The sequence below is a fragment of the Dictyobacter kobayashii genome (genome assembly GCF_003967555.1).
Classification (GTDB): Bacteria; Chloroflexota; Ktedonobacteria; order Ktedonobacterales; family Ktedonobacteraceae; genus Dictyobacter; species Dictyobacter kobayashii.
On record NZ_BIFS01000001.1, the window covers coordinates 1,609,970 to 1,635,994 of the forward strand.

General features: G+C 51.3%; 22 protein-coding genes. 17 read left to right on the top strand and 5 right to left on the bottom strand.

Features of this window, described 5'->3' with window-relative positions; all coding sequences use genetic code 11:
• On the bottom strand, positions 1–1,137 hold the full coding sequence (locus EL645_RS07110) for an ABC transporter substrate-binding protein (RefSeq protein ID WP_218031774.1): 1,137 nt from the start codon (positions 1,135–1,137) through the stop codon (positions 1–3).
• A 1,017-nt stretch (positions 1,138–2,154) separates the two neighbouring features.
• Between EL645_RS07110 and EL645_RS07115 the strand changes: the two genes are divergently transcribed.
• The 3 genes from EL645_RS07115 to EL645_RS39140 are packed head-to-tail and all read left to right on the top strand — an operon-like array spanning position 2,155 to position 3,498.
• Positions 2,155–2,913 (top strand): HAD family hydrolase, encoded by a 759-nt coding sequence (locus tag EL645_RS07115; protein WP_126549371.1) that lies wholly within the window; start codon positions 2,155–2,157, stop codon positions 2,911–2,913.
• Positions 2,900–3,331, top strand: a complete 432-nt coding sequence (locus EL645_RS07120; protein ID WP_126549372.1) for a hypothetical protein — start codon at positions 2,900–2,902, stop codon at positions 3,329–3,331. The genes EL645_RS07115 and EL645_RS07120 overlap by 14 nt, the downstream gene beginning before the upstream one ends.
• Positions 3,328–3,498: a hypothetical protein gene (locus EL645_RS39140; protein ID WP_161977189.1), complete on the top strand. Its 171-nt coding sequence runs from the start codon at positions 3,328–3,330 to the stop codon at positions 3,496–3,498. Before EL645_RS07120 ends, EL645_RS39140 begins: the two co-directional genes overlap by 4 nt.
• A 73-nt stretch (positions 3,499–3,571) precedes the next feature.
• On the opposite strand, the gene EL645_RS07125 is transcribed toward EL645_RS39140, so the two are convergent.
• Entirely contained in the window at positions 3,572–4,306 is a 735-nt protein-coding gene (locus EL645_RS07125; protein WP_126549373.1) for a cysteine hydrolase family protein, read from the bottom strand.
• Positions 4,307–4,339: 33 nt separating this feature from the next.
• A complete protein-coding gene (locus tag EL645_RS07130) occupies positions 4,340–5,155 on the bottom strand; it encodes an NUDIX hydrolase (protein ID WP_218031775.1) in 816 nt (271 codons plus the stop codon).
• A 536-nt stretch (positions 5,156–5,691) separates the two neighbouring features.
• Here EL645_RS07130 and EL645_RS07135 point away from each other — a divergent pair.
• The 14 genes from EL645_RS07135 to EL645_RS07205 all read left to right on the top strand — a co-directional run bounded on the left by EL645_RS07135 (position 5,692) and on the right by EL645_RS07205 (position 23,120).
• On the top strand, positions 5,692–8,844 hold the full coding sequence (locus EL645_RS07135; RefSeq protein WP_161977190.1) for a helicase C-terminal domain-containing protein: 3,153 nt from the start codon (positions 5,692–5,694) through the stop codon (positions 8,842–8,844).
• Between the two features lie 163 nt (positions 8,845–9,007).
• Positions 9,008–10,204: a hypothetical protein gene (locus EL645_RS07140; RefSeq protein ID WP_136625180.1), complete on the top strand. Its 1,197-nt coding sequence runs from the start codon at positions 9,008–9,010 to the stop codon at positions 10,202–10,204.
• A 96-nt stretch (positions 10,205–10,300) separates the two neighbouring features.
• Positions 10,301–10,642, top strand: coding sequence for a histidine triad nucleotide-binding protein (locus EL645_RS07145; protein ID WP_126549376.1), 342 nt, complete (start codon positions 10,301–10,303; stop codon positions 10,640–10,642).
• 31 nt (positions 10,643–10,673) lie between these two features.
• Positions 10,674–11,840 carry a glycosyltransferase family 4 protein gene (locus EL645_RS07150; RefSeq protein WP_126549377.1) on the top strand — a complete coding sequence of 389 codons (1,167 nt, stop codon included), beginning with the start codon at positions 10,674–10,676 and terminating at the stop codon, positions 11,838–11,840.
• Complete coding sequence (locus EL645_RS07155) at positions 11,837–12,430, top strand: glycosyltransferase (RefSeq protein ID WP_126549378.1); 594 nt, start codon at positions 11,837–11,839, stop codon at positions 12,428–12,430. Before EL645_RS07150 ends, EL645_RS07155 begins: the two co-directional genes overlap by 4 nt.
• Entirely contained in the window at positions 12,423–12,992 is a 570-nt protein-coding gene (locus tag EL645_RS07160; RefSeq protein ID WP_161977191.1) for a glycosyltransferase family 4 protein, read from the top strand. The genes EL645_RS07155 and EL645_RS07160 overlap by 8 nt, the downstream gene beginning before the upstream one ends.
• Before the next feature lie 12 nt (positions 12,993–13,004).
• A complete protein-coding gene (locus EL645_RS07165) occupies positions 13,005–14,126 on the top strand; it encodes a glycosyltransferase family 4 protein (protein WP_126549380.1) in 1,122 nt (373 codons plus the stop codon).
• Positions 14,127–14,435: 309 nt separating this feature from the next.
• Positions 14,436–15,281 (top strand): DUF4352 domain-containing protein, encoded by an 846-nt coding sequence (locus tag EL645_RS07170; protein WP_126549381.1) that lies wholly within the window; start codon positions 14,436–14,438, stop codon positions 15,279–15,281.
• A 579-nt stretch (positions 15,282–15,860) separates the two neighbouring features.
• Positions 15,861–17,708 carry a S9 family peptidase gene (locus EL645_RS07175; RefSeq protein ID WP_126549382.1) on the top strand — a complete coding sequence of 616 codons (1,848 nt, stop codon included), beginning with the start codon at positions 15,861–15,863 and terminating at the stop codon, positions 17,706–17,708.
• Positions 17,709–17,832: 124 nt separating this feature from the next.
• Positions 17,833–18,783, top strand: a complete 951-nt coding sequence (locus tag EL645_RS07180) for a ribose-phosphate diphosphokinase (RefSeq protein ID WP_126549383.1) — start codon at positions 17,833–17,835, stop codon at positions 18,781–18,783.
• Between the two features lie 347 nt (positions 18,784–19,130).
• Positions 19,131–20,339, top strand: a complete 1,209-nt coding sequence (locus tag EL645_RS07185; protein WP_126549384.1) for a protein kinase domain-containing protein — start codon at positions 19,131–19,133, stop codon at positions 20,337–20,339.
• 221 nt (positions 20,340–20,560) lie between these two features.
• Positions 20,561–21,580 (top strand): hypothetical protein, encoded by a 1,020-nt coding sequence (locus tag EL645_RS39145; protein WP_161977192.1) that lies wholly within the window; start codon positions 20,561–20,563, stop codon positions 21,578–21,580.
• A gap of 2 nt (positions 21,581–21,582) precedes the next feature.
• A complete protein-coding gene (locus tag EL645_RS07200; RefSeq protein WP_246035304.1) occupies positions 21,583–21,810 on the top strand; it encodes an FHA domain-containing protein in 228 nt (75 codons plus the stop codon).
• 83 nt (positions 21,811–21,893) lie between these two features.
• A complete protein-coding gene (locus tag EL645_RS07205; RefSeq protein ID WP_126549388.1) occupies positions 21,894–23,120 on the top strand; it encodes a serine/threonine-protein kinase in 1,227 nt (408 codons plus the stop codon).
• A 17-nt stretch (positions 23,121–23,137) separates the two neighbouring features.
• Here EL645_RS07205 and EL645_RS07210 read toward each other — a convergent pair whose 3' ends face one another.
• Together EL645_RS07210 and EL645_RS07215 are read right to left on the bottom strand one after the other, a co-directional pair.
• Positions 23,138–23,620 carry a response regulator transcription factor gene (locus EL645_RS07210; protein WP_126549389.1) on the bottom strand — a complete coding sequence of 161 codons (483 nt, stop codon included), beginning with the start codon at positions 23,618–23,620 and terminating at the stop codon, positions 23,138–23,140.
• Between the two features lie 141 nt (positions 23,621–23,761).
• Positions 23,762–25,912 carry a GAF domain-containing protein gene (locus tag EL645_RS07215; RefSeq protein WP_126549390.1) on the bottom strand — a complete coding sequence of 717 codons (2,151 nt, stop codon included), beginning with the start codon at positions 25,910–25,912 and terminating at the stop codon, positions 23,762–23,764.
• Between the last annotated feature and the right edge of the window lie 113 nt (positions 25,913–26,025).

A 26,025-nucleotide genomic window follows, 5' to 3' on the forward strand; every position in this document is an offset into this window, starting at 1 on the left:
TCAGGCAGTTTCAAAACTAATGACACTCTGCGATTGTCGCTGTGCCTCATCCAGGGCCGCTTGCGCCGAAACATCAGTTTTCTGAATGGCCGGCGTAATACCGTAGTTTACACATGCACCAGTCGTCTCTGGCCAGAACGGCGAGTTATACCACTTATTGATCTCTGGCGATACCTCTTTGATGATATCCCCCACCTTCTGATTATCAAAGAAAGGCAAGGGCTGAGACAGGGCCGGATTATCCAACGCCGGTCGATAAGTAGGCCAGACCTGGCGGATCTGGAAATCATTGAGCAGTGCTTCGGTGGTGGTATGCTCAAAGAGCACAAAATCCATCGCTTCCTCTACACTACTCGAAGTTTTCAGGACAGTCACGCCTGTACCACCCCAGGTTGCGGTACGCGATCCGCCCGCATCCCACGCAGGCAGTGGCTGGAGGTGCCATTTGCCTTTCGTCTCAGGCAAGCTCTCAGTTGTAAAACCACTGAAGTTCCACGAAGGTCCCAGCAAAGTTGCAATACTCCCCTGCGATAGAGCGGTATTATATGCCTGCCCGATTGGGCGCACCGTACCCCAACCCTCCTTAATGGCATCTTTCTGATATTGCAGTGCCTTTACATTGGGGGCACTATTCAGTGTGGGCACACCCTGATCATTGAAAAAGCCACCCTTGTCCTGCAAAGTCATGATCCACCAGTAGCCCCAGTCATTAAAAGGAAAATCGAGCAAGTAATTCTTGGTGTCGGTGTGGAATTTTCGCCCGGCCTCGGCAAAAGCATCCCAGGTCGTAATAGGTGCCTGGATGCCGGCCTTACTCCAGACATCGTGACGATAACTCATCAGGCATGTATTCAACTCATTACCGATACCATAGATCTTCCCCTTCCAGCTCCAGGGATCAGTGGCCGAGGGTAGATATAGCTTATCCATCACGCCCATCTGTTGCAGTTTGGAAGTCATTTCGGCAAAAATAATATCTCCCTTGATATAGCGAGAGAATTGGCTGATCTCAATATCAGCGATATCAGGGCCACCAGAACCAGCTTGTGAGGTGATCAATACCTGGTCGTGCATCTGTGTGTAGGGGAAAACCAACCAGTTGATCTCAAAATCGGGGTTTTTCTGCTTTTTGTACATATCCCAGGCCTTCTTTTGCCACGCGATACGCGTGTCTGAAAAAGCCCAGAAGTTAAGGGTTTTCTTGGCCCCGTATTAAATGCGGGCGCACAACCGCCGAGAAATAGAGAGCTTCCAACAGCTAATCCTGCAGCGGCCTTGAGGAAGGAACGTCGACCAGGCGACTCAATTCTAGGCATCTCTCCTCCTTAAGAGCAATATGATGAGTTCGAGTCTGACGGCCTAATCAACATTGAATTAGCCAGACTCATACATGGACTCGTCGTATACAAATTGCCTATTACAAAAAGATAACTGCAACTTATGCGCATTGTCAAGGATTTATGTTCATGTTAATGTGCATTATCCTTATGAGTCACAATTATGAAAGAACTTTTTAGATGAATAAGAATAAGATATATCGAGATATATCTTGATATATAGTTCAGCTTTAATGCGCCAAATTAAAATACTTCAAAGGCAAAGAATCAATTCACAGTCTTTTAACCCTTTGGTGATGCTTTCTTCTTTGAGAAAGCGGTCAGGCACCTCTTCCAGTCCCGCCTCAGGCGGGAGGGGCTAAACTCCTCTCCTGCACCTCCCCGGCAAATACCCTTAACAGGGGGGTAGCGCAAGGGCAGCGGTCTGCACACTTAGGAAATGGGACATTCCACCTGCAAGGGGCTGGGGGTTCGGGGGCTGTGCCCTCGAGCTCTCTTTTTTCTGGTGGTGACGCCTGTAGGCGTCACCACCGGAGATTAAAACACAGGGCTATTTAATGTTCGTCCAGAGAATGTACATCTTTCAGGTGTGGAGTGTGTGATGGGCGGCCGCAGCCGCCCATCACACACTCCACACCCCTAACCCGGCGCCGCAGGCGCCAAAGAGGAACATTAAATAGCCCTGATTAAAACAAACCTGGTTTGACAATTAGACAGTGTACATGCTAGACTTTCTTGTACTGCCCATATTGTGCAGGTATATACGATGTAAAAAAACATCCCTGAATCCAGCTTGATCTTCAGATAGGTAAGCTTCATGAAGTTAGAACAGCCACAATCGATCCGCACCGTATTTTTTGACGCAGGTTTCACCTTGCTCCAACCCCATCCTTCAGTCTCTGAGATCTGTCACCAGGTCTGCCAACAACTCTCACTCCACATTCAGCTGGATCAGATTCAAGAACAAATTGAAACCGCTGAAGACTTTTATTTTCGCCATGTGCGCTCCCATCCCCATACATGGGCCGATAATCAGGATATTGATAACTTTTGGATTGAATACTATACACATCTGCTACGACCATTTATAGAAGAGCATGATGAGGAACGTATCCATCAACTTGCATCTACCATCAATACTGAATTTGAAAAGCATACCAGTTGGAAGCTCTACCCTGATGTCTATGAGACACTGGAGACGCTCCATGCTCGCGGCTATAGTCTGGGAGTTATATCAGATTGGGGCATTTCACTGGGCCCTATTTTGCGCCAGTTGCAATTGACGCGCTACTTTGATTGTGTCTTAATTTCGGCCGCGACACGCCATGCCAAACCTTCTCCAACACTGTACGATCTGGCGCTACAACGAGCTAACGCGATTCCTGATTACACTATCCACATCGGTGACTCTTATATAAATGATGTGCTGGGCGCACGGACGGTTGGCATTACGCCGGTATTGCTGGATCGTGCACACCGGGTAACAGAACAAACACTCGATTGTCTACTAGTTCATTCACTCACAGAGCTACTTGATATATTGGAGGTTGAACGATTTGAAGGTGAGCACAAATAAAGGGAGCTTACTCATTATATCTGGCACCGTTGTCGGTGCCGTGGCTGGCACGACTTCATTGCTGGTTCGCTACGTTCGCCAGGAGATCCAGCGTCGTGGCTATCCTTCCTGGCAGGAGTGTCACTGCGATTTTAAGACGCAAAAGACTATTTTCCAGGTCTGGCATAGCCGTCATGAGCAGCGCGGTGAGACGATTATTGCGCAGGAATGGGGTACATATTTAGTACATCCACCAACGTGGATACGCTATCTTTTGCACCATAGTACACAGACCCTGGCAGTATTAAATCCACTTGGCCGCTATATCGAACGGGTCACGCTTACCCTCAGCAATCATATCAATTTGCATCGATTCTGCATGCCAGTAACACCAATGAAGATCTACCTGAACCAACATTCCAGGAAGATTCATATGTGATCTGGCGCCGCGAAGTATTACATTTTCCACGCTATCTCTTCGATGCCTGCCTGCGCCGTCTCTATCCCGTGAATGTCTCCTCTGAAAGATTAACACGTGAAGAAGGCCTGCCAGCGCTCTGGGATCCCACCAGCAATCTCCCCCTCCCAACGAGGGTCCTTTGCTAGAGACCCCGGTTGGGACGCGTATCGATTATATTGGCTGGACCCCGGCGCAAATTTCCTATTGCACAGCTCGCCGCTAGTCTGCTTGTATACTTCGAACTACTTCGATGCCGTTTAGACTCATATGATACAGAGACATAAGATTGAGCACGTCTCCATCATGGGGTAAAATTCTCAGTTGTTGGGCCGTGGCAACCGGCGTATCATAGGTCTGGACGGCGTTCGCAGGTACAATGACGCGCAAAGGCAGGTTATGCGCGTTAGCATAGAGCTTCAGGTGCATAGCCATCTGGTAGATACAAAGGTCGGTACAATCTCCAACGATGATCGCTGCCTGCAAGTCTTTATGCTGCTCCAGCCAGCTACCCAGTTCGGTACCAAGGAAACCATTTAAAGAATTCTTTTGGACAATGGTGTAGAGATCCGCAAATGGGAGCCGGGCCAGTTCGGGGATATTATCGGCCTCGGCCGTTCCTTTCTGGCAATGGGGCGGAAAATTGGCGAATTCAACCGACTCGGGTGTGTGGCAGTCCTGGGCCAGGATAAATTGTCGTATCCCCGCCGCATATGCTCCCTGAAAGACCTCTACCACCGCCGGGATAATGCCTTCGACCCGTGGACTTGAGAGGGCTCCTTCATGGCAGAAGCCATTGATCATATCTACACTGAATAGCGCCGCACGCCCATGCTGGATCACCTCGGTCAGTTCTTGCCAGCTAGCACTTTTTAACTGCTGCTCCCAGTCAAGCAGGGCCTGCAAAAAGAGGTTGGCCTGCGCCAAAAATTGTTCTGCCTGGATCGGAGTTGCCATATTATTTCTGCTCCTGTACACAATAATAGCGAGTCAGTATCCATTGAATTCAGATCTTAAAAGGATTGCCTTATAGTTTATGTTCAGCGGCAGGATTGAAGCGATACAGGCGCGCGGGACGGTGGGTCCCTCCATTTTCTTGGCTCCTGTGTCCTCCAGGATGTTGGTGGATAGAATCTTTTTACGAAAGTTGCGTTTGTCCAGGCGCTTGTGAAGGATGATTTCATAGACACGCTGTAACTCGCGCAGCGTAAATTGTTCTGGCAACAGATTAAAAGCAATAGTGGTATACTCAAGCTTGTTGCGCAGGCGGTTGAGCGCATAATCCACAATTTCCTGATGGTCAAAGGCCAGTTGGGGCAACTCATAAACTGAGAACCAGCCCACATCGGCAGCATCGCTGGCGGCACGCACCTGGAGACGCTCAGAGTCCAGAAGAGCGAAATACACAACGGTAATTACACGCGTGCGTGGGTCGCGACCGGGATCACCAAACGTATAGAGTTGCTCCAGATAGACATCCTGTACGCCGGTTTCTTCCTGCAACTCACGTTTGGCGGCCGCCTCCAGGGACTCATTCATATTGATGAAACCACCAGGAATTGCCCACATGTCCTCATATGGCCATGAGCGCCGCTTGATAAGCAAAATTTGAAGATCGCGTTGCCGTAAACTCATCATCAACACATCAACAGTCACCGATGGACGCTCATATTTGTTCACATCATACTGATGTGTTTCTGGCTCAGATGATGACCCCGCATTATGCTGCTGCCGCTCTTGTGTCATCTCTCGTAAACCTTGCAGACCATTGGTACCACTCCCCATTGCTTCGCTTTGCTCTTCCATGTTTTTTTTGCCTTCTTTGTGTCACCACACAACTGCTGAAGTATTTCTTGTCCGTTACGTTTCACACATACCACCACTCGACAAGTTCAGGTGCTAGAGGGTATATTATTCTTAATATAGAACGCAATTTGTGATTTGTGATTTGTGATTTGTAAAATTGCCTTCTTTTCCCCCTCCTTTACTTAGTGTACATTATACACCATTTATACCCTACATCGCTACCCCTGTCAAGCTATTAACAGGGCTGTTTAATTTTCCACTTTGGCACCTGCGGCGCCGGGTTGGGAGTGTGGAGTGTGTGGTGGGCAGTCGCGGCCACACACTCCACACCTGAAAGAATGGACATCGTATCGCTTGCTCGTGATCTCCCTGCGCTCTCTAGACGAACATAAAAAAGCCCTGAGCTATTAAAAATACGCCATAAAAGCATGCCGCAAAAGTCGGTGGAGTAGGAGTAGATTGTCCCAGAACTATCCCTGTGCTATACTGCACCGTATAAACGAAACATGTGTTCAAGAATTTTGGAGAGGCAGAACATGGCAGAGGTAGAGCTTCAGCAGATCGGTACGTACCCCATTACTGGACTGCTGCGCGAGAGTTCTACGAGCAATTTTTATCTTGGCAAATACCGCAAGAAAAATGTAATTATTCAAAGGCTCAATATTCCTTTCTCTGATGCTGACGATAAAAAAGCCTTTTTAGCTCGCACGAAACAATTAAAGAAACTTAAAGATCGCGCTATTGTAGCGATCCTGGATGCGAATTTTGATGGCGATAGTGCCTACCTGGTGTTGGAACAGCCAGCCGGGAAACCACTGAACCAGTTGCTGACGATGGGGGCTTGCCTGGCACCAGATGAGGTCCGCCAGTATGTCTCTCCTATCGCCAGTGCTTTACATTATGCCCATGTCAACCATGTTGTTCATGGCAATCTGCATCCCGGTGCTATCTTGATGAGCGAGCGCCATGAGATGCTCCTGACCAGTTTTGCGCTGACCCCTCCCGGCTTCACGCCCTCGCTAGATAATGATGAGGCGGCCCTGCCATATATGGCCCCTGAACAGTTGCAGGGGCAGACGAGCGCCAGCAGTGATCAGTATGCTCTGGCCGCCATGACCTATGAGTGGCTGTGTGGTCGGCGCCCTTACCAGGCTAGCGAACGTGCCCAACTTTTACAGCAGCAGCAGCACGAGACTTTCCCCAAACCATCAAGTCTGAACAAGAAGATTTCAAATGCGCTTGAACAGGTCTTGCTGCAGGCCCTATCGGTTGATCCCTCGCAACGTTTTCCCCATGCACAGGCCTTTGCAGATGCCTATTTAAGTGCCTTGATGGGGTTGCCAGTCAAAACGCCAGTGGTGCGGCAGATTGTCACATCACCAGTGGTTCCCACTACACCAACACTTCAGAACACGCAGAAAGCTACGCTAGAGGCCACATCCACAGTTGCCACCCCTTCCCTGCATACCAGTATCCAGCGCACGCCAGCGCTTCCTGTAGAACCTGCTATCACTGAGGCGCAAACGGCGAATATTGTTACTGATGAGCGGCAGGAGGAGCTTTCAAGCTGGCTGGCACAGCGTAAGCAGCAAACAGCGGCAACAATGCCCGAGCAGACGAATGGATCACGGCCCGCCGCTTTTTCGCCAGAGGATTTGCAGAGTTTGGAGACGTTGGACGAGGCCGAAGAGGCTACCCCTATACGTGATTCGCGCCTGGTTACGATGGTTTCAGAAGATCTACGCCAGGGTGGAGTGCTCTCACAACGTCTGCCCGGCTATGAGGAGCGGCCCGCTCAGATTGAGATGGCAACCCTGGTTTCACGGGCCATCAATCAAAATGTTCCGGCTATTATTGAGGCTGCTACGGGAACTGGTAAGTCTCTGGCTTACCTGGTCCCGGTAGTGCGTTCTGGCCAGGTAGCGATCATCAGTACCGCCAATAAAGCCTTGCAAGAACAGCTCTTCTACAAGGATATCCCTTTTGTACAGAAACATATCAAACATTTTGAGGCCGCCCTGGTTAAAGGTGTAAGCAACTATATCTGTCTGGACCGCGTGGAGAATGAGCGCGTCGGCATGCAGTTCTTTACCAAGAATCGTGATTTCCAGCGCCTCTACGATATGATCAACGATCCTGAGACTGGCTACCAGATGACGGGGGATTTTGAGACCCTGGGCTTTCAGCTGGCTGGCGATGTGCGTTCGCGTATCGCTACGGATAGCGATCAGTGCGCCTGGTCCAAGTGTAATTTCTTTGATGAGTGCTATGTGCGCCAGATGCGTGAACGCGCGGAGCGCGCCCAGGTGATTGTAGTTAATCATACCCTGCTCTTGCTGGACGCGGCCATCGGCGGCTTCTTGCTGCCTGAGCGCGATGTGATTGTGCTGGATGAGGCCCATCATTTAGAAGAAGAGGCCACGCGCTCCTTTACAATTACAATCAATCCAGCCCAGATCCAGACCTTACTGGCCCAGCGCATGCTGAAAGACCATAGCCAGCTCACGCTGCAGGATGATGTGATGCGAGCCGCCCAGTTAATGTGGTTACGCCTGGAACAGGTAGCCAATCCTGGTTTTAAGGGTCGCACCAATCTGGAAACGCCACTGGAAGAAGGCCTGCGCCTGGCTACGACTATCTCTGATCTGGCCGATTCTCTGCGTAAGCAACGTCCCAAAGATCTGCCAGAGAAAGAGGGTCAGCTCTATGATAAGCTGCTAAAACGTACCCAGAACCTGGCTGAGAATGTCCGCACCGTTTTCTCGGTTGCCGATCAAAGTAAGTTTGTTTATTATGTTGAGCGCATGGAGGGCTCGGTCTCGCGGGGCTTTGTGCTTCAGGCCTCCGCCGCCCCATTAGATGTGACGGCCTGGCTACAGGAGCGGCTCTTTAATAAATGCAACGTGATCAGCACTTCGGCTACCCTGGCTACGATTGGACCCAATCCCGCTAAACCAGAGCAAAAGGGACCTAATTTCTCTTATTTCCGACGCCGCATTGGCCTGGACCCTGTGGAGCGTACCGATGTCATAGAAAATGTGCTGCCTCTGACTTTTGATTATGAGAGTAATGCGCTGCTCTATCTACCACGCCATCTGCCTCCACCAACCTTTGGCGCCGGGGCCGATGACTATATGGTGGATATCGCCCGTGAGATGTACCGGCTGGTTAAGCTCTCGCGTGGACGCGCCTTTTTACTTTTTTCTAGCAAACGTATGCTGGATCGAGCTTACGAATTGATGGCCCCCCACCTACCCTATCCATTGCTCAGACAGGGTGACATGACCCGACTGGAACTGACCCGTCGCTTCCGCGAAGAGGAGGGCTCGGTCCTGTTTGGTCTCAAAAGCTTCTGGGAAGGGGTCGACATCGCCGGCGAGGCCCTCTCACTGGTCGTGATTGATAAACTCCCATTTGATCCTCCCGATGATCCGGTCCATGAGGCACGGGTTGCCCAGATGAAGGCGGCCGGTGAAAACTGGTTTGGGACCTATGTGCTTCCACAGGCTGTATTGCGCCTTAAACAAGGCATTGGACGTCTGCTACGCTCACGTGAGGATCGCGGCGTAATGGCCATTCTGGATACCCGCCTGCATACCAAAGGCTACGGCAAACAGGTGCTTAATGCGATGCCACCCGCTCGCCGTACCTCTAGTATCCGCGACGTTGAGCGCTTCTTTGCACAATGAGCTCCCCTGGCCAATAGATGAGTTTATAACGCGCTTTCTTCCATAGGTTAAGAAACTCGACAGATCTAGGGTAGACAGATCTAGCGAATGAGAATAGAATAAGAAGTGCATTCCGACTCATAATAAAACATCAAAAATTTAATTGGTACAGGGGAGTTCGCGCATGAGCAAAACTAAGATGCGTTGTAGCACCTGCGGCAAGTGGTTTCAGTCGGCTAATGCTAGAGAAGTAACTTGCCCTGATTGCACGCAAAAAGCTAGAAAAGAAAAGTTGGCGGCCAAAAATGCGCCGCCCGTGTCTAATAAAGCTGCAGGCTCTGGCGTTACAGCAGCGCCACGGCAGGTGGCTCCTCCGCCCAAGCCGAAACCGGCACAAAGCGGAACGAACCAGTGGCTCGATAGCCTTTCAGATGTGAAGGTGGGTCAACCCGACCAACCACCACAACGCCCCAAGCTGCCATCCACTCCTGTACAACGAGACCGCTCCAGCGGACCAGGAGGTAATCGCCCTTCGTATTCATCTGGACCAACAACCGCCGCACCCCGCGACACCAATACTCAACGGAGCAATGGTCCAGGCCGTGGTCCCGCTGCATACCATGTGAGCAATGGCGCTACGTTGGCTCCTTCACCCGGGCAGCGTCCCTCCCAGCCGCACCGGCCCTCTGAAGGGGGCCCCAATCGCGGTGGTGGATCGGGTAAACCCTGGGCGAAAAATGCTGGCCCCGGCGGTCCCAGAGGAGCCAAGAAGCCTAAGGTACCAAGACCAGCTCCTGCTCCAAAGCCAAAACGCGAAAAGACACCACCACCTGAGCCATTTACGCCAACACCTGAGCAGATTCAACAGGTTGAGGAGCGCTATACAGTCCTGGCCCAACCCTCGGAATTCGATGGCATCCGTACACAGATCGCCAAAGAATTTGATATCCCTAAAAAGGCGGTCAAAAAGATTATCAAGGATCTACGCGATCGTCAGCATATTCCTAGCTGGTGGGAGATTCAGACCTATAAAGGGAGCCAGGAGGAATTGGAGCGCATCAAGTCGGTCTATGAGCCATATCTGCCTGTACCTCCGGTAGGAGTACATAAAAAGATCTCAGACGAACTGAACTTAAAACCAGGTACGGTCTATCAGGCAATTAAGGCGATTCGCGTCGAACTTAATCTGCCTCAGTATAACGATCCTAAATATCATGAGGAAGAATTAGCTGAGCATATTAAACGTGCCCAGGCTAAGAAAGCAGCGGCCGCTGAAAAAGCCGCTGAGGCACCTACAGCTATTGCGGCTGCGGAACCTGCTGAGACGCAGACAGCCGTTGTGCACGTAGAGCCCGAGGCCAGTTCGCCCGCGCAAGAATAAGCCGGGCAACTACGGGACTTAAGTCACCCTCTTGATACTCTGTCTAGTCAAACCAGATGAATTAGGCGATAATTCATCTGGTTATTGAGGTTTTCGATGGACGATTGTATTTTCTGTAAAATTGCAGCCGGCCAGATCCCTAGCACGGTTGTCTATCAAGATGAGGATGTGTTTGCTTTCCGGGATTTGAATCCTCAGGCCCCTGAGCATATTCTGTTCATTCCAAGGCGTCATCTCGCTTCTATGGCAGAGCTGACTCCGGCGGATGGTCCTCTCCTGGCCAGTATTTTTACGGCTGCCAAAAATGTGGCACATCAACTGGGCCTGGAACAGGGCTACCGCTTTGTTACCAATGTCGGCCCTCACGCAGGTCAAAGCGTTTTCCATCTGCACTTTCACCTTCTGGGTGGCCGCGATATGACCTGGCCTCCAGGATAAAAAGAGGCTCTACCAAGGCAAAGGTAATCTGATGCGTATTGCGATTGACTATACTGCGGCGGTTCGACAGGGCGCAGGCATTGGGGTGTATGTGCGAAACCTGGTGGCTGCGATGCTTGCACAGGATGAAGAGAACTTCTATACTTTGCTGACCAGTGGACGCGCCAGTTCGGGGCGTCCATTTCCTATTGCCGAGAATGTGCGTGGGCGCAATCTTTGGCTCCCCGATCGCTATCTGAACATTCTCTGGTATCGTCTACGGGCCCCACTACCAGCCACCCTCTTTTCTGGTCCAGCCGATATTTATCATGGACCCGATTTTGTGTTGCCGCCATTGGGGAAACGGGTGCGCAAAGTGGTTACGATTCACGATCTGGCTTTTCTGGAACATCCTGAATACGCTGTGCCAGCGCTCGCGGAATATCTACGTAAGGTACCACAGGCTATCGCTAGCGCCGATGCAGTGGCGACGGTCTCTCATGAGGTCAGTCGTACCCTGATCGAACATTTCCAGACGCCGCGCGAAAAGCTGGTGGTAGTCCCCAATGGCGTTCAACCATATTTCCGTCGTATTACTGATCCAGTCATACTGGGTGCGACACGCCATAAATTTCATCTGGAACAGCCCTTTGTGCTGGCCGTTGGCACGCAGGAGCCACGCAAAAACCATCAGGGCATCATTAAAGCCTTTTATCAGGCCCAACAAGAGAAGGATGGACCCGCGCTGCTCGTCATTGCCGGAGGCGCTGGCTGGCTGTATGAGGAGACTCAGCAGTTGGTGCGCGATCTGCATATCGAGAGTAAAGTTCGTTTCCTGGGTCGCGTCACAGAGCATGAGTTGATTACCCTGTATAGCATGGCCGAACTATTCGCCTTTCCTTCCTTCTTTGAAGGCTTTGGTATCCCTCCACTGGAGGCCATGGCCTGTGGGACACCGGTAATCACTTCGAATATATCATCACTACCCGAGGTGGTGGGCGATGCCGCTTTACAGGTTGATCCACATAATATAGATGAACTGTCGCACGCCATGCTGCGTCTGCTGCAAGACGAACAGCTGCGCACAGATCTACGCCAGAAAGGCTATCAACGTGCACAGCTCTATACCTGGCAGCGATCCGCCCAGAAAATGCTACATGTCTATCAGCAATTGCATTCAGGGCAGAATAACTTTGCAAACGAGGCAAAATCATCATGAAAATCGGCGTCAATGCGCAATTCTTTCAGTTTCCGGCAACCGGTAGCGGCCAGTATTTATCTCATCTGCTTAATGCTCTGGCTGAAGTGGATGATCATAATGAATATGTTCTCTTCGGACCACGCCCATTGGCAGAGTTACCAGTACAGGCCTACCCTTACCATGCCCATGCGGTCCCAGCATTGGCTGCCAGGAGCGAGAATATTGAGAAGGTGGTCTGGGAGCAGTTTACGGGCCCATTGGCCGCACGGCAGGAACATGTTGACCTTTTTCATGTACCTCATTTCGCGCCACCACTATTTCCGCCCGCACCCACGGTGGTAACCATCCATGATGTGATTGCCATGCGCTTACCTGCCTATCAGCCCAATAATAAGGTTAAGGCCTATACCAAATTAATTGCCCGTTCGGCACACCGGGCCAGCATGGTGATTGCGCCGAGCCAGCATGCTCGACAGGATATCATCGATGTGCTGAAGTTGCCGGCTGAACGTATTCGGGTCATCTACGAGGCTGCTGGCGACGAATATCAGCCAGTGACCGATCCCGCTACTCTGGCCCGCCGCACGCGCCCGTTATGGATTGGGTGAGCGCTATATCTTTTATCTGGGTGGCCTGGATCAGCGCAAAAATGTTCCTCAGTTGGTACGTGCCTTCGCTCGCCTGCATGCACAGATTGGCGATCCTGATCTACAATTACTGATCGCGGGCAATCCAGACAAAAATAAGGGCTCGCTCTTCCCCGATCCTCGTCCTGTGGCCGCTGACCTGGGTATGAGCGGCCAGATCATCTATCGCTTTATCGAGGAAGAGGATAAACCTGCCCTCTATAGTGGGGCCGGTGTCTTTGTATTTCCTTCTCTCTATGAGGGATTCGGCCTCGACCCGCTAGAAGCGATGAGTTGTGGAGCACCGGTGGTCTGCTCAAATCGTACCTCGCTGCCTGAAGTGGTTGGTGATGCGGCCATTAGCGTTGACCCTGAGGATACAAAAGCCCTGGTGGATGCCATGTATCACGTCCTTACTGATGAGGAGCTGCGCTCCGATCTACGTGCGCGTTCGTTGCAACAGGCGAAACGCTTCCACTGGCATAAAGCCGCGCAACAAACCCTCGCCGTCTATGAAGAGGTACTGGCACGTAAAAAAAAGTAAAGAGGATTAACGATGCGTGTATTGATGATTTCCAAGGCCCTGGTCGCCGGGACCTCGCAACGCAAATTAGAAGAGATTGCTAAATGCCCCGATGTTGAGTTGACATTGGTGACTCCTCCTTACTGGCATCGCGATGATGGTGGTAAGCAGGTGCTTGAACGCCTCTATACAGAGGGCTATCGTATGATAGTGACTCCGATGGCGTTTAATGGTAAGTTTCACTGGCACTACTATCCCAAACTGGGTCAGATTATGCGTGAGGTCCAACCCGATATCGTGCATATCGATGAGGAACCGTATAACCTGGCTACCTTGCAGGCAATGTACCTGGCCCGGAAACAGCAGGCGCGTGCGCTCTTTTTCACCTGGCAGAACCTCTATCGCCAGTATCCGCCTCCTTTCCGCCAGATTGAGCTGTACAATTATAAGCACGCCTCCCTGGCCATCGCGGGTAACCGGGATGCCTCTGAAGTCTTGCGCCGCAAGGGCTACCAGGGACCCGTGCGCATTATTCCACAGTTTGGCTTTGATACAGATATCTATAAACGCAGCGCCCCACGTCAGCCGCGCGCGGCCAATGCTCCCTTTACCCTGGGCTTCATTGGTCGCCTCAAAGAGGAGAAAGGTCTCCCGTTGATGCTTGAGGCCCTGACCCATCTGCCAGGATATTGCCAGGTCGTCTTTATCGGCCATGGTCCAATGAAGAGTCAACTCGAAGCACAGGCAGCACGGCTGGGTATCAGTCAGCGCGTCATCTTCAAACCCGGTGTCCCTAGCGATCAGGTGCCCGCAGAAATGGAAAAACTGGATGTGTTCGTGCTCCCCTCGCTCTCACGACCCAACTGGATCGAACAATTTGGCCGCGTGCTCGCCGAATCTATGTCCTGCGAGACCCCTGTCATTGGCTCCAGCAGTGGTGAAATTCCTTATGTCATCGGGGACGCTGGCCTGATCTTCAAGGAGGGCGATGCCCTGGACTTAAGTGCCAATGTCCAGAAACTACTTGAGAGCCCCGAGCTTTATACTACCCTGGCGCAGCGCGGTCGCCAACGCGTCCTCGAAAACTACACCCAGGGTCAGATCGCTCGCCAGACCTATGAAGCCTACCTCACCATGCTGCAAAAGCAACCATAACCTGTACGTGCGGGGCTTGTCCCCGCTTTTAACCTTCCCGCCCGAAAATTCCTCAATGAATCGTTTTATATCTTCATAATCTCGGCACAACATGATTAATTTTGCTTTTTCAAGCATAGAGTTTACAAGAGAGAACAAACCCCACACGCACAGAAGCTGCTTTCGATGGTTTGTTTTGTTTCTGATTATCTCATAACAAATATATAACAATTCATAACAAAACACTTGCATTATGGTTGAGTTTGTAGTATGCTACCCAAACACTAATATCCTCTATATATTCAAATATTCAAAGGGGAACTTCCAAACATGCCAAATGATTCAAATCCGCAAAATCGCCCTGATCAATTTAATCAACCATTTCCACCCAATCAATATAATCAGCCCGGCCAGCCCTTTCCGCCCAATCAATATAATCAGCCCGGTCAACCCTTTCCGCCCAACCAATATAATCAGCCTGGCCAGCCAGGCCAATTTAATCAACAATATCCATATAATCAGCAGCCTCCCTATACTCCTGGCTTCCAGCCGCCTTATGGACAGCCACCCGTTCCACCAAAAAAGAGATCTAAAGTTGGTATCTTTGTTGGCATCATCATTGCCGTCGTTGTCTTATGTGGAGTTATCGGCGGCCTTGCCGTAATGATAGGGAACAACACAAAAAGCACTACTACCACCACTACGCCCAGCACAAGCACACAAACTGATGTCTCTGCCACACCACAAGCTACCACCGCTCAAACCAGTTCACAGCCCACATCAGGGGGAAATAATAAGGTGGGTGATGTGGTAAAGGTCAATGACAAATGGACCGCCCAGGTACTGGATGTAAAGACCTCCAATGGTAACGACATGCTTAAACCTAAAGCTGGCAATGTCTATCTGATCGTGCATGTAAGCCTGAAGAATACATCAACAGACACACTCCCCATCAGCAGTCTGCTCTGCTTTAAGCTCCAGGATAAAAATGGGCAGAACTATAACGAGACCATCTATCCCGATGCGGGCGCAACCCCAGACGGGAAGGTCCCGGCTAACTCTCCCCTGGCAGGCTTTATCGTCTATGAAGTACCAACAGCTCAGCACAACTTTACGCTACAGTTCACGCCCGATTTCATCGGCACTGACCAGGCTCGCTGGGATCTCTCAGCCTGATAGCATATTTGGCGCCTGCGGCGCCGGGTTGAAAGTGTGTAGTGGGCGGCTTGCGGCCGCCCACTACACACTTTCAACCCGAAAGAATGAACATCGTATCGCTTGCTCGTAATCTCCCTGCGCTCTCTGGACGAACAGTAAAAAGCCCTGACACATTTGCCGCCAATCTCCATACAAAACAATCTCTCTCTATGAACGTGTCTCATCCCCATCTTCACCACACCCTTCGCGTATAAGCTTTCACTCCTGTAGTGCCCGAAGCTTTTTTCTTTCTGTGGTTCAAACAGTGCGCCGGGCGCACTGTTTGAACCACAGAAAGAAAAAAGCTTCGGGCGCGCCAGCGCACGTCCGCACAGGAACAACACACTTCCCATGTTGGCAGGGAGTACAACACTCCCTGCCAACATAATCTCAACTTTCCCCTCCAACCATACGTAGAAGTAACAGAACGTAGCATGATATTCTTACTATAGGGCCCACAAAAAACGGCCCTCCCATATATACCCTTACAAGCCACCAAAAGTGTGAAACTTACGGGTATTTATTGCCTCGCTATGATAAGAAAAAGAGAGGAATTGAATGACTGTTTCAAACAATACAGAACTGATTCCACGCCGTATATTGTTTGGCAATCCAGAGAAGGCCAGTCCTCGTATCTCACCGGATGGGACACGGATAGCGTACCTGGCCCCGGTGAACAATGTGCTCAATGTGTGGGTTGGCGATATTGGAAGTGATGAGTCGCATCCTGTTACTAACGATACGGAGCGCGGCATTCGTTTTTATTTCTGGGCCTTCGACAATAAACATATCCTGTATGTACAGGATGTCGGTGGCAATGAGAACTGGCGGCTCTATGCGACCAACCTGGAGACTCGGGAGACGCGCGATCTGACACCCTTTGAAGATGTCCAGGTGCAGCCCGTTGATCAAGATAAACATTTTCCGGATGAAATGTTGATCGCGATGAATAAGGAGAATCCGCAGGTCCATGATGTGTATCACCTGCATCTTGCCAGTGGCGAGCTGACATTGGTCGCCAAAAATCCTGGCAATGTCGCAGGCTGGATCGTAGATACGCAATTTAAAGTACGTGGCGCGATGGCGGCTCGCCCCGATGGTGGTATGGATCTTCTAGTACGGGATTCAGAGCAGGCCGAGTGGCGACACATTCTGGGCTGGGACTCCGATGATGCGCTGACCAGCGGTGGCCTGTTCTTCAGCAAGGATGGCGAGTCGATCTATCTACAAGATTCGCGCGCCGCCAATGCGGGCCGCCTGGTCAAACTGAATCTGAACACCAATGAGCAAAGCGTTATTGCCGAAGATGCGCAGTATGATGTCGGCGATGTAATGGTGCATCCCGATACCTATGAGATTCAAGCCGTGGCCTTCAATAAGGATCGCGTTGAGTGGCAAATTCTGGATGATTCCATTCAACTGGACTTCGATCGCATTCGCGATATCCATGCCGGCGACTTCTCAATTATTAACCGCGATAACGCCGATGAAACCTGGATCGTCGCTTTTGTGCCCGATAATGGTCCGATCCCTTATTATGCGTACCATCGCAAGAGCCAGAGCGCGGATTTTCTGTTTGTAAATCGACCAGACCTCAACGAGTATACACTGGCGCATATGCAGCCGATCACCTATACGGCCCGCGATGGCCTGACGATCCATGGTTACCTGACACTGCCAGTCGGGGAGCAGCAGAGCAATCTCCCCATGGTTGTCAATGTTCATGGTGGACCCTGGGCACGCGATAGCTGGGGCTTGAATCCTGAGGCCCAGTGGCTGGCCAATCGCGGCTATGCCTGTCTGCAGATCAATTATCGTGGTTCGACAGGCTACGGTAAAGAGCATCTGAATGCCGGGGATAAAGAGTGGGGCCGCAAGATGCATTATGATCTGGTGGATGGTGTCGAGTGGGCTATCAAGCAAGGCTTCGCTGATCCTAAAAAAGTGGCGATCTACGGTGGCTCTTATGGCGGTTACGCGGCCCTGGTTGGAGCGACCTTCACACCTGATCTGTTTGCCTGTGCCGTCGATATCGTTGGCCCGAGCAACTTGATCACCTTGATCAAGACCATTCCTCCTTACTGGTCAACCGCCCTGGCCTCATTCCAGAAGCGCGTTGGCAATGCCGACACCGAGGAAGAATTCTTGAAGTCACGCTCACCACTGTTCGCAGTCGACAATATCAAAATTCCAATGTTGATCGCCCAGGGTGCCAATGATCCTCGTGTCAAGCAGGCCGAGTCTGAGCAGATCGTGGAAGCGATGAAGAACAAGGGTATTGACCATGAGTATATGCTCTTCCCCGATGAGGGACATGGTTTCGCCAAACCCGAGAATCGCATAAAATTCTATGCGGCCGCGGAAAAATTCCTGGCCCATAATCTAGGTGGCCGCTACGAAGAGTAGTCATGACATAACATGACACAGAGGTACCTCTGTGTCACCTACCTGAGAGCCCATCCGTTAGAGAATGTGGAACATCCGCATCTCGACGGATGTACTCTTACAGGTCCAAACAAGGGAATTAGTTATGAACGATGACCCAATGTTGATCTTTGCGGGCAGTGGCAGCCCTCAACTGACGGCCCGCATTTGTGAATATTTACACCTTCCACAAGGCAAAAACGAAACACTGCACTTTTCTGATGGCAATACCTTTGTACGCATTCAGGAGAATGTCCGTGGACGCCGTGTCTATGTCGTACAATCTACTATTTTTCCGACCAATGATACGTTCATGGAATTGCTGTTTTGGATTGATGCCTTCAAAAGGGCCGGGGCCGAATCGGTTACGGTCATTATCCCCTATTTTAGTTATGGCAAGGGCGACAAAAAAGATGAGCCGCGCGTCTCGATCCGTGGCCGCGTCTGTGCTGATGCGATTGAGGTCGCCGGGGCCGATCGCGTGGTTACAATGGATCTACATGCGCCACAGATTCAAGGCTTCTTCCATAGACCTGTGGATAATCTCTATGCCTTACCGGTGTTGTGCAATCGCATTAAGGCTATGAATCTCACCAATCCGATCATTGTTTCGCCCGATGTGGGTTTCGCCAAACAGGCACGCCGCTATGCGCTCCACCTGGGAACGCCGATTGCGATCGCTTATAAAGAGCGCCTGGCCCACGATGAAAAGGCGATCGTGATGGAAATTATCGGCGATGTGCGCGATAAAACCGCGATCGTGGTCGACGATTTCACCACGTCCGGTGGTACCCTGGTCAGTGTCTCCAAGCTCTTAATTGAACAGGGTGCTCGTGAGGTCTATGCCGCCGTCACCCACGGTGTCCTGACCGGACACGCTATTGAGCAGATTGAACATAGCCCCATCAAGCGTCTCTTTATTACCGATACGGTCGAAAATCATCCGGTGGAGTTTACGGCCAAAATAGAGGTTGTCTCGGTGGCACCGCTCTTTGGTGAGGCCATTAAACGTATCCATAATAGGGAGAGCATTAGCGAAATGTTTAAAGGCGTGTAAGATTGGATAAAGTTCATTAACCAACGAACACTAGCTGCAACGTTTACTGTAAAGAGTCATAAGAACTCTCGCGCTGGCAAACCGGACAGCGCATGTCCAATCAGCTCTGGGCGCGGCCAGCCTGTGATCATTTTACTAGTACACCATAGCCACTACAGTGAGGAGTTGCGGGTGCCTGCCGTTCTTCATTATAGAGAGAAGAGCACATCATGCGCTTTGTTTTGCCTGAACGCTGCAAATTATAAGCAAGCAACTGCTAAGCAGCACAGCGAGTATCATGACACAAGCGAATGGATGGTGTATAATGTAGCCGCTAACAGTAGCCTATTATTAGAGGAGTTCACGCCATGAATGGTGACATGATAGGTCGTGTCATCAAAGGTCGCTATAAGCTGATCGATGAACGTGGGCGGGGCAGTTTTGCTACCGTCTATGTTGTACGCGACCTTGGAGACAATCGGATCTACGCGCTCAAGGTCATGCATCTAGAACTGTCCGGCGACGGCGAACTGCTAGCTCGTTTCCAGAGAGAGGCCCATATTCTCTTGAATCTTAGCGACTCACATGTTGTGAGGATCTTTGATTACGGGAACGATAATAACATGCACTATATAGTGATGGATTATATTGATGGGCAAAGCCTTAAGTACTACATGATTAATCAGGGTCCAATGGAACCTCTGCGTGCCATTAACTATGCACGCCAGATTACAGAAGGACTGGATGCCGCGTATAAACAAGGTGTAGTGCATAGAGATATCAAGCCACAAAATATACTCATTAATAGTAAGGATATAGTTAAAATTACTGACTTTGGCCTGGCCCGTGGTCGGGACACTGTTACACTGACGCAGTCGAATGTATTTATGGGCACTGCCTACTATATTTCGCCAGAGCAGGCTGAAAGTGGGCGTTCAGCGGATACCCGTTCTGATCTTTATTCGGTGGCTACGGTGTTGTTTGAGATGCTGACGGGTCGTCCACCCTATGAGGGTGATACGGCCGTTGACATTGTGATCAAACATATGAATGATAAGGTGCCGTCGATCTGTCGTTTGCGACCCGATTTGCCATTGGAGATGGATGCATTTATGCAAAAGGCGCTGGCGAAATCACCGGCCGATCGCTTTGCGACCCCCCAGGATTTTAATGCCGCCCTTGAGCAGCTGACGCAGGTTCTGCCACCACCCACACCCCAGGCGGATGAGGGGAAGCGAGGAGCCAGTAGGACACCAGTCCCGCCGCCAGCGAAGGAGGCACGCATCATCGTAATCTCTAGTGGGCATATCATTCCTCTAAATGGTGATAAACTGGTCGTTGGTCGACAAGATCCAACCCTGGGTATCTACCCTGAGATTAATCTGGCGGATAAAACGGTCGGACGACGGCATGCATACCTGCGCAATCAGCAAGGGACCTATACAGTCGAGGACCTGAATGCCCTGAATAAGACTCGCTTAAACGGAGTGACCTTGACACCACACGAGGAACGTACCCTTAAAGATGGTGACATTCTACGCTTTGGGAGCGTCGAGGTACGTTTCGAATTGCGTTAATTCTAGGCCAGTGATTAGAATATTATACTCATACGCTAATACGCAACATTGCGCTCGCGTGGTGTGAATAGCACTGAGTCGCAGTTGTAGGGGTACCCACAGGGTGCCCGATCCAGATCGGGTGGCGCGCCTCACGTGTAGCCAGGCCAGGCTGAATATCTCAGCCGGACTACATGTGACGAAATTTCTCGCCGCCCCTACGCTTAGAGGGGTGAACTGTTATGAGAGAGCCATATTTGACAACTTTCGCTGCGTTGGGCAGCCTTATCTCAACGCCAGTTCTTGTTGGAGCGATCCTCGCTCTTGCCATCATTCTGCTTATTGGCGGCCTGTTCTTATGGCGCAGCGGAAAGAAAAAAGCGGTGAAACCACCGACCGCAGCCAATGGGAGCAGTGATTGGCAGCGCCAGGCACAGCCTGGAGCGGCAGGGGCCTGGAATCAACAAGGGTCCGCATCGAATTGGAATCAGCAACAGCCTGGACAGGGGGCCTGGAATGCTCCTGGTGCCGCGGGCCAGCAAAATAGCTGGGGCGCACCAGCTGCTCCCGCGCAGCAGCAACAGCAGCCGGGCGCCAATCCATGGGGTGCGCCTAATCCCTCCCAGGCCTCCTGGGGGGCAATCAACAGCCGCAACAGCAGCCAGGCGCTAATCCATGGGGAAATAGTCCTGCTCAGCCAGAACAAAATCCATGGGGCGCTCCTAATACTGCTCAACCAGCGGCCAATCAACCCTGGGGTGCTTCAAACCCTTCCCAACCATCATGGGGAAATCAGGGAAATCAGACACCATGGGACGCCGCTCCGGCCGCTGCCCCTCCCGCCCAGGATGCCTGGAATCAGTCACAACCTGGTTCTGGCCAACAGTGGGGGGCTCCCGCCAATGCCGCACCACAGCAGCAGGCACCAACCGCTTATGGCGCTGGCTCAAACGCCGGCTGGAATCAGCCGCAGCAGCCAGCTCAGCCAGCCGATCCCTGGGGTTCTGTCACTCCCAACCAGCCATCTTCCGCACCATTTGCTAACCCGGCTTCGGTTCCTCCCTGGCAAGCCAATCAAGGCGGCTTCGGTCAGGATGCCAATGCTATGTATGGCGGGGGCGTCGATAATGATAAAACCATGTTGCGCTCACAGGGACCACAGATGGGTGTTAATCCACAAATGGGTGGAGGCGTCGGCTTTGTACGCGTGGAAGAAGGCAAAGAGCCTGGTCGTGTCTATGAAATTCGTAAAGAGTCATTGAGCATGGGCCGTAGCCGCGAAAGCGATATCTTCCTGGAAGATCTGGCCGTTTCACGCCTGCATGCTTCACTTGTCAATATGGGCAATGGTAGCTATGCATTAAAGGATGAGGGCAGTGCTAACGGCACAAAGGTGAATGGACAGCTGGTGAATAAATTCCAGACTTATCCATTGCAAGAAGGCGATCGCATCCAGCTTGGCCAGACCGTACTGGTGTTTGCTAAGAAGTAAGCGGGCGCACTTCTGCACATATTCGAATGTCCATACTATGCTCATACAATAACGCCATTTAGAGAGGGAAAGGGGCCACGCAGTTGTACTGCCCGGATGGAGCCAAGCAGCTACCTTCGGCGTGGCCCTATGACATGATGCAGCAAGACGATCTGATTGGAACAATGCTCGGCAATTATCGTATCCTGGAGACATTAGGACAGGGAGGAATGGCTCGGGTATATAAAGCCCACCAGGAAAACCTGGGCCGCGATGTGGCGGTCAAAGTCCTACCACCCTGGTACGCTGCTGACCGCAATTTCGTTGAGCGCTTCAATCTGGAAGCCAGGTTGGTCGCATCGCTCACACACCCAAATATTGTGACCGTTCATGATGCGAACGAACAACATGGTCATCTGTATATTGTAATGCAACTTGTCGATGGGGGGACCCTTAAACAACGCTTCGATAGGTTTCTACTGGAGAAGCGCGCAATCGATACCGCAGAATTGATCTCTATCTTTGTGCAATTAGCCGATGCTTTGACCTATGCCCACGGACAAGGGGTGATTCACCGCGATATTAAACCTGTCAATGTCTTGATGGATCGCTCGGGCCGCCCAATCCTTTCGGATTTCGGCATCGCCAAGGTGCTGGCCAGCACGCAGACGAATCTCACTCGTCCGGGCGCAGGTGTGGGGACCCCAGAATATATGTCACCCGAACAATGCCAGGGAGGTCCTGTAGATGGCCGGGCCGATATTTATGCTCTGGGAGTTATGCTCTTCGAGGCTGAAACGGGGCGCACGCCCTTTGTAGAAGATAATTATCCAGCCCTGGCCCATAGTCATATTTACGAGCAACCGCCGCGTCCACGGGCCCTGAATCCACTCATTCCACCAGCTATCGAGCATATTATTTTAACTGCGCTATCCAAAAATCCAGCGCAACGCTATCAAACAGCCAGGGAAATGGGCGAGGCTTTGAATCAGGCGCTCTTACTGATCAATAATCCGTCTCAATCAGCAATCGGTGGCTTCTTCGGGCAACCGCAGATGGGTGGGGGAGCTTTTATGCCTCAACATCTACTGCCATCTCAGCCTCCACAACCACCAATAGCACAACCACCCGCCCCTCGTACACCAACGATGGTCGATAATCGCCAGCAAAACGTGCTTTTCACATGCTTTAATTGTCAGCATCTAAATAAGCCTCAGATGCGCTATTGTACGCGCTGTGGATACCTGCTCAATCAATGCACCGTCTGTGGCGAACGGAACCCTGTTGGCAATCGCTTCTGCACCAGGTGTGGGCAACCACTGGCCATTTAAGCGCTATCAAACAGGATTTAATACACAAACTCATCGGGCTGCGTAGAGGTCAGACGATCCAGGGTTTTACGCTGTTCGTCGATGCGTTTGTGGTGCAACATATTCCTTTGTTCCGCATCCAGGGATAGCAAGGCTCGCACCCTCTCGACGATCACACTGGGTTGGGTTGGTTTGGTGAGATATTCTATCGCGCCTTCCTCAATGCCTTGCAGTTGCTCAGTGAGATGGACCAGCGCGCTCACCACCAGGACAGGGATACCAGGAATTAAGTGATTGGCGCGCAACCACTGCAGCACATCCCAGCCCGAACCAGGCTGCATAACCAGGTCAAGAATAATCAGGTGTGGCTGAAATTCGGGAATAATTCTCATTGCTTCCTGACCATTTGAAGCTGCCTCTACTTCAAAATCATGGTGCCGTAAAAAGAAGCAGAGAACCTGTTGGATAGCCAGTTCATCTTCAACAACAAGGATCCTTCTTTTCTGTGGTGCATCATGCATATTATTTCACCTCTACTATCCCACCAGCCTGCTTACACAGGCTATCATCGATAAACATCGCTGTATACACCCCTCGTGGGCATGTTGTTTCCGTCTCTCCCCGCTGGACGTGCGTGCGCCCCGCGTGGGCGCGCCCTAAAGCTAGGAGGTACGGCTGCGTCTTACCAGGGGAAAACGTACTTCTGAGATGGTACGCTCAACGGGCTCATTATCCTCTTGCGAGTTGCGGCTTGAGAGTGTTACCATGCCACGGCGCAGGGAGAATTTTCCTTCGAGATCGCCGATGAGATGCTTAATCAGGGAGAGACCCAGTCCCTCGGAGCTGCCCTCAGCCGTTTCATCGAATGAGAGCTCAAATGCTGGTCCCACTCCGTCGTCCAGCACTTGCACAGTTACCATGCCATCCTCTTCCAGACCACGAATGACGATGGAGCCTTCTGTCTTGTTAGCCATACCGTGCTTGATTGAGTTGGAGATCATCTCGTTGACGACCAGGGCCAATACTGTTACTGCCCGTGAAGGAATTACGATCGGGCTCGGCTCGACCTGGAAGGTAATGCGCTTCTCCGGTGGACACAGGTTTGAGTGCGCCACGCCAACAATCTTACGGGCAATTTCATCGACACGGGCCTCACTGACATCTTCATGGGCCAGCAAGTCGTGGGTCGAAGCCAGACCCTGTACGCGGTTGACGCTTTCAGCCAGGGTTGCGCGAATCTCAGGCGACTTGGTACGCCGCCGCTGTAGGGAAAGGATACCACCTACGGTGGCCAGGTTGTTCTTCACACGGTGGTGCAGTTCGCGTAGCAGTACCGATTTTAATTCCAGTCCGCGCCGCGCCTCTTCGTACAGCCGGGCATTCTCGATCGCGATGGCCGCCTCATTGGCAAAGGTAATCACCAGCTGCATCTGCTCAGGACTCAACAGGTGCCGATGGTTGCTATAAATGCAGATACAACCCAATACTTTCTGCTTGACTTTTAAGGGCACGCAGAGCACCGAATGAATCTCTGAAGAAACAAAGGGATCATTATGCAGAAAACAGGTCTCGTCAGCTTGAAAACAATCTACCGCCATGCTTGGCCGACCAGTCTGGACTGAACGGCCCGCGCAACATTGGCCGACCCCGATCTGTATACTGGAAGCAAGGTTGGTGTTAAGTCCATAGTGGGCCAGGACATGAAGTTTCTGACGATCGTCGTCGAGCTCAAAGATACATGAGCGCTCGGCACCGGAAAGATGGACGGCCTGGGTGGTGATAATCTGCAGTACTTCGTCGAGATTTAATGTGGAAGCGATAATCGACGAGACGCGGTGGATTGTCGCCAGTTCATGAACTTTGCGCCGTAGCTGCTCATCTGTCTGTTCGTAGAGGCGCCCGTTCTCGATATTGATTGCGACAATACCCGCCACGACCTCAACAAAGCTGATCTCGTCACGGGTAAACTCACGTGGCTCAATCGATTGTACACTGATGACCCCGATCAAACGCTCGGCACTGCCAAAGAAGATGATGGGGAGGGCCATCAAGCCACGCAAATCAGTATGGTAGGATCGCGCTTCCGAAGCGAAATTGTTATCGGACAAAGCATCGGGCATGAATAATGGACGACCCTTATCAGCAACCCAACCACTATACCCCTCCCCTAAACGTTGGGTAAAATGCATCCCTCCCAACGGACGCGGACCATTGGTGGCACGCAGGGTCAGTACACGCTGTAATTCATCGTAGAAAAAGATGGAACAAAGTTCGACGTGCAATTCGGCCGCTACTTCTTGAGCAGTAATCTCTAACGTCTGGTCCAGATCCATAACAGAGTTGCTAACACCATTGATCCGCTGTAAGGCGGTCAGACGCTGCTCTAGCTGCTGTGTAGTGTGGATGCTTTCAACTTTGTATTGATCGGTTACGCTCTGATATCCACGTGCCAGGGACATCACGCTAATGGACTGCAATTGGGACAACCGGGTGGTTGCCTCAGCCAGCATAATTGGCTGCTCTTGTAACACTTCCCTTAGTTCATTTAAGAGCGCGTCGATATACTGCTGCAAACCATTTAAACGTCCATCTAGCTTTCCGCCCTGTTCCGCCAACCAGTGGCCCGACTGCTCAAACTGGGCAGCCAGACTTTCATTGGTGACCCCTTCATTCCCTACCAGAGCATTGAGGAGAAGCCATGCATCACTTCCTTCCTCAGGCCCATGACTATCGCCTGAAACACGCTGCAGGCATGCTTGCAAACGAGTTATATGGGTATGTAATACTTGCTCTACGCCGTCGCCTAATATCACGTTTCTTTTCCTAATCTGCTTCTTTCCACACTAAAATAACCCTTCCTCTACCATCCATCACACTTCGTCCATGTATCAGTATTTTAGTTGTGCTATGGGACAGTGTCAAGATA

Excerpts from the sequence above, each read along its gene's own strand:
- EL645_RS07135 (WP_161977190.1), top strand. The coding sequence starts at position 5,692 with ATGGCAGAGGTAGAGCTTCAGCAGATCGGTACGTACCCCATTACTGGA.
- EL645_RS07125 (WP_126549373.1), bottom strand. The coding sequence starts at position 4,306 with ATGGCAACTCCGATCCAGGCAGAACAATTTTTGGCGCAGGCCAACCTC.
- EL645_RS07165 (WP_126549380.1), top strand. The coding sequence starts at position 13,005 with ATGCGTGTATTGATGATTTCCAAGGCCCTGGTCGCCGGGACCTCGCAA.
- EL645_RS39145 (WP_161977192.1), top strand. The coding sequence starts at position 20,561 with ATGAGAGAGCCATATTTGACAACTTTCGCTGCGTTGGGCAGCCTTATC.
- EL645_RS07170 (WP_126549381.1), top strand. The coding sequence starts at position 14,436 with ATGCCAAATGATTCAAATCCGCAAAATCGCCCTGATCAATTTAATCAA.
- EL645_RS07115 (WP_126549371.1), top strand. The coding sequence starts at position 2,155 with ATGAAGTTAGAACAGCCACAATCGATCCGCACCGTATTTTTTGACGCA.
- EL645_RS07155 (WP_126549378.1), top strand. The coding sequence starts at position 11,837 with ATGAAAATCGGCGTCAATGCGCAATTCTTTCAGTTTCCGGCAACCGGT.
- EL645_RS07185 (WP_126549384.1), top strand. The coding sequence starts at position 19,131 with ATGAATGGTGACATGATAGGTCGTGTCATCAAAGGTCGCTATAAGCTG.
- EL645_RS07130 (WP_218031775.1), bottom strand. The coding sequence starts at position 5,155 with ATGGAAGAGCAAAGCGAAGCAATGGGGAGTGGTACCAATGGTCTGCAA.
- EL645_RS07210 (WP_126549389.1), bottom strand. The coding sequence starts at position 23,620 with ATGCATGATGCACCACAGAAAAGAAGGATCCTTGTTGTTGAAGATGAA.
- EL645_RS07175 (WP_126549382.1), top strand. The coding sequence starts at position 15,861 with ATGACTGTTTCAAACAATACAGAACTGATTCCACGCCGTATATTGTTT.
- EL645_RS07180 (WP_126549383.1), top strand. The coding sequence starts at position 17,833 with ATGAACGATGACCCAATGTTGATCTTTGCGGGCAGTGGCAGCCCTCAA.
- EL645_RS07110 (WP_218031774.1), bottom strand. The coding sequence starts at position 1,137 with ATGTACAAAAAGCAGAAAAACCCCGATTTTGAGATCAACTGGTTGGTT.
- EL645_RS07140 (WP_136625180.1), top strand. The coding sequence starts at position 9,008 with ATGAGCAAAACTAAGATGCGTTGTAGCACCTGCGGCAAGTGGTTTCAG.
- EL645_RS07200 (WP_246035304.1), top strand. The coding sequence starts at position 21,583 with ATGGGCCGTAGCCGCGAAAGCGATATCTTCCTGGAAGATCTGGCCGTT.
- EL645_RS07145 (WP_126549376.1), top strand. The coding sequence starts at position 10,301 with ATGGACGATTGTATTTTCTGTAAAATTGCAGCCGGCCAGATCCCTAGC.
- EL645_RS07150 (WP_126549377.1), top strand. The coding sequence starts at position 10,674 with ATGCGTATTGCGATTGACTATACTGCGGCGGTTCGACAGGGCGCAGGC.